Source organism: Marinobacter oulmenensis (genome assembly GCF_014201735.1).
GTDB classification, from domain to species: domain Bacteria; phylum Pseudomonadota; class Gammaproteobacteria; order Pseudomonadales; family Oleiphilaceae; genus Marinobacter; species Marinobacter oulmenensis.
Genome location: NZ_JACHFE010000003.1, coordinates 254,076 through 269,183, shown reverse-complemented (window position 1 = coordinate 269,183; position 15,108 = coordinate 254,076). Strand labels below are relative to the sequence as shown.

Genomic DNA, 15,108 nt, shown 5'->3' with positions numbered 1-15,108 from the left:
GTAGTCTAATCGCTTACGTGGCCAGGTGTGAGTGTTTTATGTCCCTATACCTGGCCGGTCGCTACTGGCTTATCTCCGAATCCGTGACCCAGGCCCGGGTGGACATATGCTCGGTGCCACCACCCCCGCGAACGCCCCGGACCGGTGCGCTGTCCCGATAATCAAGGCCCACCGCCAGTTTGATGTGGCTTTCCGCCACATTGAGGGTGTTGACCACGTCGAAGGTCTGCCAGTTGCGGCCAATCCAGGCTTCCGCCCAGGCGTGGGTGGCGACATGATCGTCGTTGGGGGAATGGATATAGCCACTGACATACCGGGCCGGTACCCCGATATGCCGGCAACAGGCCAGGAACATATGGGTGTGATCCTGGCAGACCCCGGCTTTGAGGCTGTAGGCCTCGCTGGCGGTATGGCTGACCGTTGTGGCTCCGGGCTGGAACGCCACATGGTCCCGTAGTTGCTGCATCAGTTTGAGCAGGCCCCGCTTGTTCGGGGTGTGCTGGTCGGCCAGTTCCTTGAGGGCGGCGTCCGCTTCGGTCAGCGGTGTCTGGCGCAGGAAAACCGCCGGAGGAAAGGGGGAGTCGTCCCGGGTCAGTGGTTTGCCGGTCAGGTCGACAATGCCTTCGGCGGTCAGGATGATTTCGCTGACCGGTTTGGCCAGCGTCATCACTGTGACCAGATTACCGAAACCGTCGACCATCTGGCTGGTTTCGCCGGGGGTGGTGAGCTTCCACTGGTGGATACGCTGCTGGGGCGTGTTCCGGGGCGTCAGACGGATGTACTGGATGCTGTCCCGAACCGGGGAGTCGTAGGTGTAACGGGTTTCATGCCGGATATGCAGTCTCATGGCTGCCACCCCATATAGTCTTGCTGGATCTGGCCGGCGATGTCCTGAATGCGTTCCAGGAAGTCCACCAGATAGTTGTGAAGGCCGCACTCGGCAATGTAGTCCCGATCACCATAGCGGATGTTGGCGTACAGGCTGGACGCCAGTCGCCGGGCACGGCGGGCATCGCCGCTGGTCACCTGCTCGAGCAGTGTCGCGATCTCCCTCAGGCATCCGTGCAGGGATCGGGGCACATCCGGCTTGAGGATCAGCAGTTCCGCTACGTTCATGGGCTCAAGATTGTTGCCGTAGAGAGTCTGGTAGGCCTCGAAGGCCGCCAGGGAATGCAGCACGGCCGTCCATTCGAAGAAGGCCTGGGTGGTCTGTTCCTCGCTGGCCTTGGTGGCCATGGCATGACGGATGTCGAGTACCCGGGCGGTGTTGTCGGCCCGTTCGATGAAGGTGCCCAGGCGCAGGAAATGAAAGGCATCGTTACGCAGCAGGGTGCCGTAGGCAGCGCCCCGGAAGCTGTGGGAGCGTTCCCGGACCCAGTCAAAAACCGAGCTGGCGCTGGATTCCCGGACACCACGACGTTGCAGGTCCTTCATCTCAAACCAGGCCTGATTAATGCTCTCCCAGACATCGGATGACAGATTGCCCCGAACCTGCAGTGCGTTGTCACGGGCGGCCTGGAAAATGCCGAAGATACTGGCAGGATGCCGGCTGTCCAGCACCAGGAAATCAATCAGGTTCTGGGGCGTGATGTCTTCGTAGTACTCGAAGAACACTTCGTGGATGCCGGAAACCAGCAGGGGTACCGATAACTGTTCGGTCCGGTCCTCGGGAACATCAATCAGTGCCATGGTCAGACTGACGTTGATCAGCCGTGCCTGACTCTCGGCCCGTTCAAGATAGCGGGCCATCCAGAACAGACTGGAAGCAGCGCGACTCAGCATGATTCGCCCTCCAGAACCCAGGTGTCCTTGGTCCCGCCGCCCTGGGAGGAATTCACCACCAGTGATCCTTCCCGGAGGGCTACCCGAGTCAGGCCACCGGGTACCATCTGTATTTTCTTGCCGGACAGCACAAAGGGCCTCAGGTCCAGATGTCGTGGCGCGACACCCTCCTCAACGAAGGTCGGACAGGTGGACAGGCTCAGTGTAGGCTGGGCGATGTAGTTGCCCGGGCGGTTGCGGAGCAGTGCCCGGAAGGTTTCCAGTTCCTTCTTGCTGGCCTTCGGACCGATCAGCATGCCGTAACCACCGGCCCCCTGGGCTTCCTTGACCACCAGCTCGTCCAGGTGATCGAGCACGTAGGCCAGATCCTCGGGTTTGCGGCACTGCCAGGTGGGCACATTGTTCAGGATGGGCTCTTCGTTCAGATAGAAACGGATCATGTCCGGGACATAGGGGTAGATGGACTTATCGTCCGCCACCCCGGTGCCCATGGCGTTGGCCAGGACTACATTGCCGGTGCGGTAAGCGGCGTAGAGGCCGGGTACACCCAGCATGGAGTCCGGGTTGCCGGCGAGCGGGTCCAGGAAGTCGTCATCGATGCGGCGGTAGATCACGTCCACCTGCTGCGGTCCGACCGTGGTCTTCATGAAGACCCGGTTGCCGGACACAAACAGATCGGCCCCTTCCACCAGTTCCACACCCATCTGACGGGCCAGGAAGGCGTGCTCGAAGTAGGCGCTGTTGAAGCGGCCGGGGGTGAGTACCACGACGGTGGGGTCCGGCTTCAGGGTCGCGGCACTGAGGGTCTCACCCAGCAGATTCGGGTAGTGGTCAACCGGGGCTACGGACAGCTGGGAAAACAGTTCCGGGAACAGTCGCATCATCATCCGGCGGTTTTCCAGCATGTAGGAGACACCGCTGGGACAGCGGAGGTTGTCTTCCAGAACGTAGAAGTCGCCGTCGTTGTGCCGGATCAGGTCGATGCCGGCGATGTGGGAGTAAAGGTTGCGCGGCAGCTTGAGGTTCTGCATGCCGGGCTGGTACTGGGGGTTGGCGAAGACCTGTTCGGCGCTGATCACCCCCGCCTTGACGATGTCGTAATCGTGGTAGATGTCATACAGAAAGCGGTTCAGCGCCTGTACACGCTGACGCAGGCCGGCCTGAAGTTTCTGCCAGTCGGCCGCCGATATCACCCGGGGAATCAGGTCGAAGGGGATCAGTCGGTCAGCGCCCTGTTCTTCGCCGTAGACATTGAAGGTGATGCCCAGGCGCTGGAACAGGACATCGGCTTCGCGGCGTTTATCGGTGATCAGTTCCTCACTGGAGTGTTTCAGCCATTGCTCCAGCATCCGGCAATGGGGCCGGAACCGGTCGTCTTCCCCAAACAGTTCGTCGTAGATTCCCGACGCGGGTTTTTTTATCTGCATGCTTCCATCTGCCCCCTCAAAGCGCGCTGTTCAATAGAGGCGCGTATAAAAAGATAGCAGCAAAAGCCGGGCCATGGCCGGGTTTGGGGGCTGTTCAGGGGGAACGGAGTGCGATGAACGGGCGGGCTGGCTCCCGGACCGGGCGAGCGCACCAGAATGGAGCGCCCGCCGGCCCGTTTACCAGGTCAGTTCGTTACCGGTGGGAGGCGGTTCCGGTGCTTCGAGGTCGATGATCGCTTCTTCGGTGGCTTCGGCCTGGCGATCCTCAATGGTTTTGCGCAGGGCCAGTTCTTTTTCTTCCAGTGGGCCGGAAAGATCGATAATGATCTCCACCCGGCGGTTCTTGGCACGGTTTTCGGTGCTGTCGTTGGCAACCCTGGGTTCGGTATCCGCCAGACCGGTGACTCTCAGGCGCTCCGGCGCCACCTGTTCCCGGGCCAGCAGGACGTTGGCCACCGCCGCGGCCCTGGCGGCCGACAGGTCCCAGTTACTCTGGAACCTGTCGGTATTAATCGGGATATTGTCCGTGTGCCCTTCAACCGCAAGGTCGCCGGGTATGCCGGCCAGAACTTCCGCCATGTCCAGCAGCAGGCCTTCGAATTCCCAGGTAAGCTGGGCGGAGCCGGAAGGAAACGACCCTTTTTCTTCGACCCGGATAACAATCCGGCGCTGGTTTTCGGTGACATCAATGCGGCCATCCTTGATGGCCGGCTGCAGAACATCGCGTATTTCGGCGACGTTGGCGTCGACTTCGTTTTGGATGGCTTCCTGAACCGCCTGTTCCTGAGCTTCTTTAAGTGTCTGAATCTCAGGTTGGGTGTCGGTCGTGGTCTGCTTGACCTGGTTGACGACGGTCGGTTCCGGCGGCGCGGGTGAGAAGCTGTCAAAGATCGGGCTGGTACCCTCGGGAATTTCAAGGGCCGGGACTTCCCGCTGGACACCGAAGGCTTTGGAGAGTTCACCGGCAATCTGCTTGAACTTCATGGCGTCCATCTCCGAAAAAGAGAGCAGGAGCACAAAGAAGCACATCAGCAGGGACATCAGGTCGGCGAAGGTAACCACCCAGGCCGGGATGCCCGGTTTTTCCTCTTCCGGGAGTTCGTCCATAGCCTATCCTCCCGCTGCCTCCGGCTCTCCGTTTTTCGCCCTTTCCTTGGGTGGCAGGTAACTGGACAGCATCTGTTCGATGATCCTGGGGTTGGTGCCGTCCTGTATGGCAACCAGAGCATCGATTTAGAGTGACTGCATCCGCGCCTCTTCCGTCATCCGCAGGGACAGTTTGTCGGCGATCGGGTTGGCAATCATGGTGGCGATCATGGCGCCGTAGAGGGTGGTCAGCAGGGCAACCGCCATGGCAGGGCCGATGGACTTGGGGTCTTCCATGTTGGAGAGCATCTGCACCAGACCGATCAGGGTACCGATCATACCCATGGCCGGGGCCACGTCCGCCAACGCGGTAAACACCTTGGCACCGGAACGGTTGTGTTCCAGGGTCATCAGCCGTTCTTTGCTGAGCAGTTGCTGGGTCGTTTCTGTGGTCTGGCCGTCCACCAGCATCTGGATGCCCTGGGCCAAAAACGGTGACGTGACTTCCCTTTGCTCCAGTCCCAGGACGCCTTCCTTGCGGGCGATCTGGGCGATTTCCACCAACTCCTCAATGCTTTCCTGGACTTCCGGAAGCTTGAACTTGAATGCCCGGGCGGCGGCTTTAAACGCCCCGAGGAACTGCCCGATACTGAATTTCGCCAGAACCACAAACAGGCTGCCGCCGACCACGATCAGCAGGGATGCCGGGTTGATGAATACCAGGGGAGAAGCGCCAAGAACCACGGAGGCGGCAATCAGGAGTATCGCTCCGACAAGACCTATCAGGGTTGCTAAATCCACAGTGACTCCGTTGATGGACTGTTGGTGGAGCGGGAGAATACCGTCCGGTCAATCCGTAATCAATTATCGGTTGTGCTATTTTCCTGCTGTATTTCCTTCCACGCAGCGTAGCGGTGAAGATCGGATTCAGCCAGTTTCAGGCAAAAGGCAACAATCGTGGCGTCGTCCACCAGGCCGAGGCCGGCGATCATGTCCGGGAGCAGGTCCAGCGGATTTAGGACATACAGCAACGTGGCGGCTACTCCGGCAATGGTCTTCCAGGGAATGTCCCGGTAATCGCCCCGCCAGTAATCCCGGATCAGCGAGAACATCAGGCGCACGTCGGTACTGAAGCGGTTGAGACGACCGCTGGCGCGAACCTTGTCTTCGACCGCCTGCTGACGTGCCAGCAGGTCTTCGATGTCCTCCGGGGCCACCTTGCGGGATTCCCGGTCCAGTCGGTCTGCGGCTGTCTTTTCTGAGAAGAGTGCCATGATTGATCCGGATCCTTTTTGTGCCGTTACCACCAGGCCTTGCCCCACATTTCCGGGTTGGCCCAGTTGTCGGGATTGTTCCAGGCCCGTTTGTGGTTGTAGCTGGAGAGATTATAGCTGTACAGCGTGAACCGGCCCTGCCGCCCTTCAAGTTCGGCATGCCGGTGAAAGCCGAGGGCGATAAAGTCGGTCATGTGCCACTCGCTGTCGGCCGGAACCATTGCTGCGATGCGGCCGGTTCCGAAATTCCGTAACTGGCCGAGCAGCAACGCGCCTTCGTCCTGGCTGAGATGCTCCAGGGTGTCAGTAATCAGTGCCAGGTCCACCCTTTCAGTTGGCGGCATATCGGCGTTGGGGTTGGCCGGGTCCGGCGTTAGCAGGTGGCCATCCGGCTTTGCGGCCGCCCACACCTCACCGGCGGTGCGCGCCATGTCGCCGCAACACAGCAGGCTCTGCGGAGCGCTGCTGTCTATGATGCGGGCCAGTACTTTTTCCGGGGTTGTATCCGTCATATCGGCCATTCCGCTGCATCGATGGTGTGCAGTCCCACCAGTCGGGTTGAGTGTCCCCGTTATCGTCTCATGAACTCGCCGTTCGGGTCATACTGGCGACCCTGTCTGGCCGGATTCCGCCGCCCCACGGTAAACCAGTAAAGGACGGACAACGTAAAGCTCATGGCTGCGTTGGTGACTGAGGTTTCTTACGTACGAGTGTGGGAAAGGGATCTGGCCAAGGTTGCAGGCTGGCCGCTTTCCCGACAACTGATTTTTGCAGGCCATGGAACCGGATGTTCGTGGTTGTGCCCACGACCGAAACGGAAGAAAGCATGTTCCTGACCCAAAAGAAAAAACAGCAGATGGCCGATGACCGCCGCCAGGCGAGTCAGTGCCAGGCCGTGCTCAACGCCATACGCGCTGCCTCGGTGACGGTGGACTTCACACCGGACGGCCTGATTCTGGATGTGAGTGACCATTTTGCCGAACTGGTCGGCTACCGCCGCGAAGAACTGGTGGGCCAGCATCACAGCCTGTTCTGCGACCGCGAATGGGTCAATTCGGGCGAATACCGCCGGTTCTGGGAGTCCCTTCGCCGGGGCCAGCCCCATTCCGACACCTACCCGCGCAGGGACCGTCAGGGCCGCCGGCTATGGTTGGAGGCGACCTATTTCCCGGTCGCTGACGAATCCGGTGAGATCGACCGTGTGATGAAGATTGCCAGCGATGTCACCGAAAAACACGACCAGTTGCGAGACCAGCGGGCCGCGCTGGCGTCGGTTCAGCGTTCAATGGCGATCATCGAGTTTGATCCCGATGGCACCATCCTGACCGCTAACGACAACTTTCTGTCGGCGGTGGGCTACCGCCTTGAAGACGTTCGTGGCCAGCATCACCGGATGTTCTGCGACGACGACTTCTACCGCGAGAACCCGGATTTCTGGCGCGGACTGGCGCAGGGAGAATTCCGCTCCGGTCGTTTCCACCGGCTGCGTTCGGATGGAGCCGATCTCTGGCTGGAAGCGAGCTACAACCCGGTGCTGGATGAAAACGGGCAGGTGGTCAAGGTGATCAAGTTCGCCAGTGACATTACCGAGCGGGTCGAGGAAGCGCTGCAGACCCGCGATGCAGCCGCGGTGGCCTCAGCCACGGCAACCCAGACGGTCAATATCATTGGCCGTGCGGACGAAGCCCTGCAGCAGTCAAAGGCGACCGCCGAGCGTATTGAATCTGGAGTGGACGAAGCAAAGCGGCTCATCGCCGAACTGAACGAGCGCTCCCAGAGTATCGAAAAAATGGTGGACACCATCGCCGGAGTGGCAGACCAGACCAACCTGCTGGCCCTCAACGCTGCCATTGAGGCAGCCCGGGCCGGGGAGCACGGTCGTGGCTTTGCGGTGGTTGCTGACGAGGTTCGCAAGCTGGCGGCCAACACCAGTGGTGCGACCGATGAGATCGCGGATGTCATTCACACCATTCTTGGGCTGTCGGGTGGTGTCGAACAACAGATAACGGACGTGCTGGCCGTTGCGGTCGAAGGTCGGCAGCAGTCGGTTGCCGTTGAGGATGTGGTCGGTGAAATCCGGGACGGAGCCGGCTCGGTACTGGATGCCATCGACGCTATCGGCCGGTAAAGGCAGGTGGGGGAGGCGGTGCCTCCCCCGGTAGCGAGGTCATCCTTCCTGAAGCGTTTGTACGACCGCCTTGGCGGCACCTTCCGATGACGCCGGGTTTTGGCCGGTAATCAGTTTGCCGTCGACGACAATGTGCGCGGCCCAGTCTTCACCGCGGCTGTAACGGCCGTTGTTTTCCTTGAGCATATCCTCCACCAGGAAAGGCACAATGCCCGTGAGCTGAACGCCTTCCTCCTCGGTGTTGGTGAAGCCGGTGACTTCACGACCACCGACGATGTTCTGGCCGGGTTTGATGAACACATTGCGGAATACGGCCGGTGCGTGGCAGACCGCACCGATGACCTTGTCCTGCTCCCATGCCGATTTGATCAGGTCCACGGACTTGTCATCATTGGCCAGGTCCCACAGGGGCCCGTGGCCGCCGGGATAGAAGATGGCGTCGAAGTCGCTCATGTCGACGTCCGCCAGTTTCTTGGTGCTGGCCAGCATTTCCTTGGCGTGGCTGTCCTGACTGAACCGGCGGGTGGTTTCGGTCAGCGCCTCTTCGGCTTCGCTGTTGGGGTCAACCGGGGGTTGGCCACCCTGGGGCGAGGCCAGTGTGATATCCGCACCGGCATCCTTGAAGACATAGAACGGCGCCGTGAACTCTTCAAGCCAGAAGCCGGTCTTGTGGCCGGTATCTCCCATCTGGTCGTGGGATGTCAGAACCATCAGGATTTTCATGTTGATTGACCCTCCTTCGGGGACGTTGGAATTGGGTTTCCATCGTTCTACGGAGTGAGCTTGTGATGATCTCCGGTAATTTCAACACCCGATTACGGAGGCTCGAATCCTGCGGATCAGTGCTTCCCTCTGTTGCCGAATGACAATCGCGGTATGGATTGATCTGAGTCGTGGGTTTGGTCCGGGGAACCTGACAGATTGATCACTGTCAGTGTGAAAACTCATATCGTTAAAAGGGATGGTTATGTCAACGATACGGCTGTGGGATCTGCCTACCCGCCTTTTTCACTGGTCGCTGGTGCTGGCGGTGGCCGGTGCCATGGTCACCATCAAGCTCGGCAGCGATTGGATGGCCTGGCATGAACGTTTCGGTTTGCTGGTTGTGGGGCTGCTGACCTTCCGCGTGATCTGGGGATTGGTGGGCTCCACCTATGCCCGCTTCGCGCACTTTGTCCGGGGGCCTGGAGCCATCCGCGCCTATCTCCGGGGCCAGTGGCAGGGGGTTGGACATAACCCACTGGGTGCCTTGTCGGTTCTGGCATTGTTGGGCCTGTTTGGCTTTCAGGCGGTGACCGGTCTGTTCGCCAATGATGATATTGCCTTTAATGGCCCGCTGTATCGGCTGGTCTCTTCAGACTGGAGCGATACGCTCAGTGGCTGGCACCGTCAGACCGAGTGGTTCCTGTACGCTCTGGTGGCGCTGCATGTGCTGGCGGTGGTGTTTTACACGCGGGTGAAAAAAGACAACCTGGTCAAACCGATGATTACCGGGCGCAAGCCGGTGACGCCCGGGGCGACTGCGATAACCGATGCCACTGGCGGCGGCGTACTGGCGTTGGTGATAGCGGTAGGCATTGCGGTTTTCGTGGTCTGGGTGGCGAATGGCGGCCTGGTGCCACCACCACCGCCACCCCCGGAAAACCTGGGCTGGTAAGGCCCGGCCGGATCAGTCGGCGCGGAAGTTGTCGTGACAGGCCTTGCAGGATTCGCCAACCTTGGCGAACTGCTGGGCCACGGCGGCTTTGTCCCCGGTTGCGGCCACTTCCTGAAGCTTGTTCGCCTCACGAACGAAATTGACCGCCACTTCCTGAACTTTCATAGGCTCTTCAAAGAAGTTTGGTTTCAGTCGGGTGTTATCGGCACGGTCGTTGGCGCTGTCCCGGCTGTAGAGCGTGCTCATGCCGGAGTTTGCTACAGCGGCAATGGCGTTGGCGGCTGCCTGGATCTGCTGCTGATCGTAGGCAACAGAGCCGTCAATAGCCTGGGCTTTGATTTTCCCCATGTTCCAGGCCGCAAACTGGTAGGCCGACTGGCGGGTTTCAATCTGGTCTTCCACGTCCATCTGGGCGGCAACGGGGGTTGCCAGTGCAACGGCGGCCAGTGCAGCGGCCAGTGCGGTCGTTTTCATCATTTCAGTTCCCTCTCTTTTTTGGGGTTGGTTGTCAGGCAAAAATGCTCTATAACACCCCCATGGTGTTGAGCATGCTATATGCATAACCTCATTCCTGACAAATATAAGCGATAAAAGTTCCACCCGGAGAATCTCTACATGTCGATCTGGACGGTGACCCCCGACCTTGAGCAGATGACGGCCGTTAGCCAGAACACCGCCGTTAACCATATGGGTATCGAATACCTGGAAATCGGTGACGATTACCTCAAAGGCCGCATGCCGGTCGACGACCGCACGGTGCAGCCCTTTCGCATACTGCATGGCGGAGCCTCGGTGCTACTGGCAGAGACGCTGGGCAGCATGGCGGCCAATTGCTGTCTTCGGGACAAGGGCACCATGGCGGTGGGCCTGGACATCAATGCCAACCATGTTCGCCCGGTCAGTGGCGGCTGGGTGTATGGCACGGCGAAAGCGGTTCACCTTGGCGCGGCCACCCAGGTCTGGGAAATCCGGCTGGAAGATGACAAGGGGCGGCTGACCTGCCTGTCCCGGCTGACCATGGCTGTTACCCGGCGCCGTTGAGAGGGATGACCTCGACGATGGCGGGTTGTCGCACTAGAGTTACGGTATGATGACGACAGGCTGGTGTTCCGGCCTGTCATTCCAAAGCTGCTGTGTTGGAGTCCTCATGCCTTTAAGCAAGTCGATGGCCGGGTGGCACCGGCGCGGTTTTCGACTGTTGGTTGCTCTTGGGTTCGTGGTTGCGACTGGCCCGGCTCATGCCAGGGACGACGCCTCCTGCGACACTCTGGTCGCCAGTGGCAATCCGGAGTATCCGCCGCTGTTGTGGCAGGCCGGCGATCAGTCACAGCCCCTGAAAGGAGCTCTGGCCGAACTGCTCAGGGAGATTGTTGAACCTCTGGGGGTAGCGCTCGAGGTACGGGATCTTGGTTCCTGGGCCCGGGTTCAGCGCACCGCGCGACTGGGAGACATTGACCTGGTGGCGGGCGCCTTTGTGACGGAGGAGCGTCGGGGCTATCTGGACTATGTTTCGCCTCCGGTCACCTGGTTGCCCTCGAATGTCTGGGTTCCGGCGGATGACCGTTTCTCCTACCGTTACTGGACGGATCTACGGAACAAGACTGGCAGCACATTGATTAACAACAGCTTCGGACAGGATTTCGATCATTTTGCTGAGCAGCACCTGGCCATCGAAGGTATTCGTACGATCGAGCAGTCCTTCCGTATGGCCAAGGCCGATCGCGTTGACTACGTGCTTTACGAAAAACTGCAGGGTCAGGTAAAACTGGCCAGGCTGGGTCTGGCCGATGATTTTGTGGCACTGGAGCCGCCGATCAGCAGTGAGCGGCTTCACTTTGCCTTTTCCCGGCGCTCACCCTGTAATACCGAGGCTTTTCGTGAGGCCTTTGCACGCAGGCTGGCCGACGTTACCCGTCAGCGGCGCATCGACACCCTGGTTGAAGAATACACCCGGGAATATCTGGAAACGTCAGAGTAATTCTTCCGGGGCTTCAGTGCTGATCCGGTTCCGGCCGAGATCCTTGGAACGGTAAAGGGCGTGGTCAGCCCGGTGCAGGAGGTCTTCAAGGCTGTGATCCTCCCGGGCGATGGCGGTAACGCCAAAGCTTGCACTGGTGCGTATGCTTTTCCCCCGATACCGAATCAGCGTGTCGCCTGTTTTCAGGAGCAGGCGTGAGGCCAGTTCGTCGCCATCCTCAAGCGTACTTTCCGGTAGCAGAATGGCGAATTCCTCGCCCCCGACCCGGGCGGCGATATCCGAATCCCGTACGCCTTCTTTGAGTAGTGTCGAAAACTGACGCAGGACCTCGTCGCCGGCGCCATGGCCATGGGTATCGTTGATCTGTTTGAAATGATCCAGGTCGAGCATGATCAATGCCAGCGGGGAATCGTAGCGCCTGGCCTGGCGCAGCATCTGCTCGCCCAGCCTGAAAAAGGCCCGCCGGTTGGGCAGCGTGGTCAGTTCATCGGTAAACGCTGCCTGCCTGGCATTACTGTGAGCTTCTTTCAGCGCCAGTTCCATCTCCTTACGGTCGGTGATATCCGTAGCGATTTCCAGTCGGACCAGTCGCCCGTCCGTCCAGCGGATCGCCTGATCACGGCACTGATACCAGCGTTCATCGAGTGTGTTCTGGAACTCCCAGACGTGGGGAGCAGCGGCACTGCCATCGGGGTTGCGCAGAAGGTGATTGGTGCAGAAAGAACAGGGAGAGTTATTGCCCTGTAGCATCTGATAGCACTTGCGACCATTGATGTCGCCCCAGATGCGCCGGCCATAGGCATTGATGTAGAGCAGTTCCCAGGTGTCGAAATCCGACACGTAAACCAGCGCGTCTATGTTGTCGAGCACGGTCTGCAGAGCGTCCGCCGAGGGTGATGCGTCTGTCCCCGGCGGAGGGTTCTGCTCAGGCGTTCCTGAGGTCATAAGCTTTTCAGCTGCCTATTCGAACTCCGGCAGTTTCGGTTTGGCCACATCCTTGCCCGCTTCCTGCCAGGCATCAAACCCCCCGGCAATGGACTGCACGCTGCGGTAGCCCATATCCTTGAGCGCTTTGGCGCTGAGTGCAGCGCGCCCGGACGTTTTGCAGTAGAGCACAATATCCATGTCCCGGTTTTCCAGGGACGGGTCGTTGCTGAACTTGAACTCCAGCATGCCACGGGAGATGTTGACCGCTCCGGGGATGTGGCTGGTCCGGTACTCGTCGGCGTCCCGGACATCGAGCAGGAGGTCGGCGTCCTTGATGGCGGCGTCAGCCTGCTCAACGGAGATTTCGCGAATGTCCTGTTTGGCGTCCTGGACAAGGTCCTGCGCGGTTTTCATTGTGCTGCCTCCTTCTGTTATCTGCTTTCAGGTTACGCCATTTTTTTTGCCGGCGTCACCTTAATCAAGGGCTTCCCTAGAGTGTCATCAGTCCGCGGATCAGCGCGGCCGCACCGGCGACGGCGGCAATGCCCAGAATGACAGGCCTCAGATGCCCGAACGGAATACGGTGCACCAGGTGTCCGGACAGCCAGAACCCGGCCAGTACGCCCGGAAAGGTTGCTGCTGCCAGGATCAGCTCGGGGCTACCCAGATACCCTGAGAACACCAGTGCGATCAGGCTGAAGAAACTGCCGACCAGAAAGAACGCCGACATATTGGCCCGGACCAGCGGTCCCTTCTCGTTCTGGTAAATCAGGGCAATGGGTGGACCGCCCACCGCCGTAATGGTTCCCATATAGGTGGAGGCCGCCCCGGCGATGGTGCTGCTGGTGTTGTTCAGCCCGGGTTTGATGCCGGCTACACTCAGGCCAACACCGGCCAGAATCAGGATGCCGAAGGTCAGTTCAAACCCCTTGGGGGAGATCAGTGCCAGGGTCACGCCAGCCAGGATCATGCCGACCACACCGCCGCCGATGGCAAACCGCACTTGCTGTATCTGCAGGGCCCCGCGATTACGCAGCAGCATCAGAATGGTCAGAAGTGTGGCATTGAGAACCAGTGGCGCCGGCAGCAGAGTCGGGCTGATCAGGAACAGCAGCGGGGCAGACAGGGTGCCTATGCCGTAACCGGCCACACCCTGCAGGCAGGAGCCGGCAAGGATGGCGAGGTTGGCCAGAAGCAACTGGAGCAGGGAAATCTCAAGCAAAGGGAACGGTCCTCGTGAAACGGGGCGTGTTGACGATTGGTCAGGCCAATTGGAACGTTAGCATGATACCTGAGACACGCTTCCCTTGCTTCCTCCCGACGCGCCTGTGTTACCCGGCCTACCCCTGCGCCAGATTCAGCCCTCCCAGAGACAGTATCTGGCGCCGCACCTCGTTTTTCTCCTGTGACAGCTGGCGCAGCAGATCCTCCGTTGCCGCGGGCAGAATGCCCGGTGCCTCACGGCGGAACTGTTCGACCAGGCCTATCTGCACGTGCAGGTCCTGGAAACGACCGTAGAGTTCCTGGCGGAACTTTAGGCTTTTCAGAGCGTCGCGCCAGCTGTCGGCATCCAGTTCCATGAGATAGCGGATGCGCTTTAGCTGTTTGCGAAGGCTGTGCAGGTCCTCATCCGGAGAATCGTGCAATAGTTCAGCGGTGCGTCGGTTGAATTTACGAACCTGCGTCTCGACCACATGAGCAATGTCTTTGGGTTCGAGTTTGCCGACCAGCTTGCGCAAGGCACTGCCCTGGATACGATCTTCCCAGTCCTGAAGGAATTGACGATAGCGTTTGCTGTCCAGATGCTCAACGAGCACCAGGTGTTCCCGCCGGGCTTCGGACTGGGCCCAGGTTTCCAGGGCGGCGTTCAGTTCGAAATTTTCACCGCACAGGGCGTCCAGGTCGTGAATGAAGACATGCAGGTCGCGCAGGCGGCTGGTGGCTCCGGCGTGCTGTTTGATCTGCCGGAGTGGCGAGTCCAGTGCGCTGTCACCGGTGACCTTGCGTACCGAATCCGCCACTGCGCGGCTGCGCCGGGTAGCGATACGGAACTGGTGCAGGAACTCAGCGTCGAGATCCGTTCTCACCCCGGGCTCCAACTCTTTCATCCGCTTCACCTGGTGTGCCAGCGATTTGGGGATGTCCGCGCCCGGGGCCTTGCCCGATGTCGCGGCCCGTTTTTTCTGTTTTCGGGCGAATTGCTCGTAGCTGTAATCCCGGGGGGTCAGAAAGGCCTCGAGTCGGCCTTTGCCCTTGCCGGTCATCAGTTTGTGCCACGGCTTGTCCGGCAGTCTGATGCACAGGATGCTGGCGGTGGGTAGCTCAGAGGGTGGGTGCTTGAGCAGGTGATGGGCCAGTTCCAGCAGGGCCGGGTTATGGCCGATCAGGGCCACGGTGTCTTCATCTTCAGGTAGGGCCTCAAGCCAGTCGAGCAGCCGGGTATAGTCGAATGTATAAAGATCGGCCGTGACATGAACCCGGTTTTCCGGAAATTCCGCAGGTATAATGCCTTCGAGTGTGCTGCGCGCCCTGAGAGCCTCACTGCAGTATATGTGTCCCCCCAGGGCGCCGGTGTGCACAATGGCCCGGGCCAGAGAGGCCACCTGGCTCTCTCCCCGGGCGTTGAGTGGACGCTCACGGTCTTTCAGGTGCTGATCTTTCCAACTGGACTTGGCATGACGGATGAGAAACAGGTGCTTCATGGTACTCCCTGATGGCGATGATCGTGGATTAACTCAGAGCCCTCTGAAGTCTGGCACAGACTAAAGACGATGGCATGACAGCCGATACCCTTATAGCCAGTTGTTGTTTCTTTAAGCAGTAGAAGCATGGCCGACCAACATTGCAAC

16 protein-coding genes and 2 pseudogenes are annotated in these 15,108 nt (G+C 59.8%); 5 read left to right on the top strand and 13 right to left on the bottom strand.

All coding sequences use genetic code 11. The annotated features are described in order from the left end of the window. Positions 1 to 61: 61 nt before the first annotated feature. From HNR38_RS07490 to HNR38_RS07460, 7 genes and pseudogenes are all read right to left on the bottom strand, one after another. The gene (locus HNR38_RS07490) at positions 62 to 847 is read right to left on the bottom strand and encodes a transglutaminase family protein (RefSeq protein ID WP_183701510.1); all 786 of its coding nucleotides are present in this window, start codon (positions 845 to 847) and stop codon (positions 62 to 64) included. Continuing rightward, positions 844 to 1,782, bottom strand: coding sequence for an alpha-E domain-containing protein (locus HNR38_RS07485; protein WP_183701507.1), 939 nt, complete (start codon positions 1,780 to 1,782; stop codon positions 844 to 846). Before HNR38_RS07485 ends, HNR38_RS07490 begins: the two co-directional genes overlap by 4 nt. Further along, positions 1,776 to 3,209 (bottom strand): circularly permuted type 2 ATP-grasp protein, encoded by a 1,434-nt coding sequence (locus tag HNR38_RS07480; RefSeq protein ID WP_183701504.1) that lies wholly within the window; start codon positions 3,207 to 3,209, stop codon positions 1,776 to 1,778. The genes HNR38_RS07485 and HNR38_RS07480 overlap by 7 nt, the downstream gene beginning before the upstream one ends. A 177-nt stretch (positions 3,210 to 3,386) precedes the next feature. Next, positions 3,387 to 4,316 carry a flagellar motor protein MotB gene (locus HNR38_RS07475; protein WP_183701501.1) on the bottom strand — a complete coding sequence of 310 codons (930 nt, stop codon included), beginning with the start codon at positions 4,314 to 4,316 and terminating at the stop codon, positions 3,387 to 3,389. A 3-nt stretch (positions 4,317 to 4,319) separates the two neighbouring features. Next, positions 4,320 to 5,096, bottom strand: a pseudogene (pomA, locus tag HNR38_RS07470) (flagellar motor protein PomA). Between the two features lie 59 nt (positions 5,097 to 5,155). Next, positions 5,156 to 5,569 carry a YkvA family protein gene (locus tag HNR38_RS07465; protein WP_183701498.1) on the bottom strand — a complete coding sequence of 138 codons (414 nt, stop codon included), beginning with the start codon at positions 5,567 to 5,569 and terminating at the stop codon, positions 5,156 to 5,158. A 26-nt stretch (positions 5,570 to 5,595) separates the two neighbouring features. Beyond that, positions 5,596 to 6,081 (bottom strand): DUF6231 family protein, encoded by a 486-nt coding sequence (locus tag HNR38_RS07460; RefSeq protein ID WP_246362532.1) that lies wholly within the window; start codon positions 6,079 to 6,081, stop codon positions 5,596 to 5,598. Positions 6,082 to 6,356: 275 nt separating this feature from the next. On the opposite strand from HNR38_RS07460, the pseudogene HNR38_RS17605 reads away from it, so the two are divergent. Further along, a pseudogene (locus HNR38_RS17605) lies at positions 6,357 to 7,160 on the top strand (PAS domain-containing protein); the annotation flags it as partial. A gap of 39 nt (positions 7,161 to 7,199) precedes the next feature. Next, a complete protein-coding gene (locus tag HNR38_RS17600; protein ID WP_425488694.1) occupies positions 7,200 to 7,697 on the top strand; it encodes a methyl-accepting chemotaxis protein in 498 nt (165 codons plus the stop codon). 39 nt (positions 7,698 to 7,736) lie between these two features. On the opposite strand, the gene HNR38_RS07450 is transcribed toward HNR38_RS17600, so the two are convergent. Continuing rightward, positions 7,737 to 8,420 carry a type 1 glutamine amidotransferase domain-containing protein gene (locus HNR38_RS07450; protein ID WP_183701488.1) on the bottom strand — a complete coding sequence of 228 codons (684 nt, stop codon included), beginning with the start codon at positions 8,418 to 8,420 and terminating at the stop codon, positions 7,737 to 7,739. A gap of 244 nt (positions 8,421 to 8,664) precedes the next feature. On the opposite strand from HNR38_RS07450, the gene HNR38_RS07445 reads away from it, so the two are divergent. Further along, positions 8,665 to 9,354, top strand: a complete 690-nt coding sequence (locus HNR38_RS07445) for a cytochrome b/b6 domain-containing protein (protein ID WP_183701485.1) — start codon at positions 8,665 to 8,667, stop codon at positions 9,352 to 9,354. 12 nt (positions 9,355 to 9,366) lie between these two features. Here the strand turns inward: HNR38_RS07445 and HNR38_RS07440 are convergent, their stop codons facing one another. Next, positions 9,367 to 9,828 (bottom strand): c-type cytochrome, encoded by a 462-nt coding sequence (locus tag HNR38_RS07440; RefSeq protein ID WP_183702040.1) that lies wholly within the window; start codon positions 9,826 to 9,828, stop codon positions 9,367 to 9,369. Between the two features lie 141 nt (positions 9,829 to 9,969). Between HNR38_RS07440 and HNR38_RS07435 the strand changes: the two genes are divergently transcribed. Next, a complete protein-coding gene (locus tag HNR38_RS07435; protein WP_183701483.1) occupies positions 9,970 to 10,395 on the top strand; it encodes a hotdog fold thioesterase in 426 nt (141 codons plus the stop codon). Between the two features lie 106 nt (positions 10,396 to 10,501). Next, positions 10,502 to 11,332, top strand: coding sequence for a substrate-binding periplasmic protein (locus tag HNR38_RS07430; RefSeq protein ID WP_246362529.1), 831 nt, complete (start codon positions 10,502 to 10,504; stop codon positions 11,330 to 11,332). On the opposite strand, the gene HNR38_RS07425 is transcribed toward HNR38_RS07430, so the two are convergent. The 4 genes from HNR38_RS07425 to HNR38_RS07410 form a co-directional block, all read right to left on the bottom strand. Continuing rightward, positions 11,324 to 12,277 carry a GGDEF domain-containing protein gene (locus HNR38_RS07425; RefSeq protein WP_183701480.1) on the bottom strand — a complete coding sequence of 318 codons (954 nt, stop codon included), beginning with the start codon at positions 12,275 to 12,277 and terminating at the stop codon, positions 11,324 to 11,326. The genes HNR38_RS07430 and HNR38_RS07425 overlap by 9 nt on opposite strands. Before the next feature lie 15 nt (positions 12,278 to 12,292). Further along, positions 12,293 to 12,673, bottom strand: a complete 381-nt coding sequence (locus HNR38_RS07420) for a rhodanese-like domain-containing protein (RefSeq protein WP_183701477.1) — start codon at positions 12,671 to 12,673, stop codon at positions 12,293 to 12,295. A 76-nt stretch (positions 12,674 to 12,749) separates the two neighbouring features. Next, on the bottom strand, positions 12,750 to 13,481 hold the full coding sequence (locus HNR38_RS07415) for a sulfite exporter TauE/SafE family protein (protein WP_183701474.1): 732 nt from the start codon (positions 13,479 to 13,481) through the stop codon (positions 12,750 to 12,752). Positions 13,482 to 13,599: 118 nt separating this feature from the next. Then, positions 13,600 to 14,961, bottom strand: coding sequence for a CHAD domain-containing protein (locus tag HNR38_RS07410; RefSeq protein ID WP_183701471.1), 1,362 nt, complete (start codon positions 14,959 to 14,961; stop codon positions 13,600 to 13,602). Positions 14,962 to 15,108 lie beyond the last annotated feature (147 nt).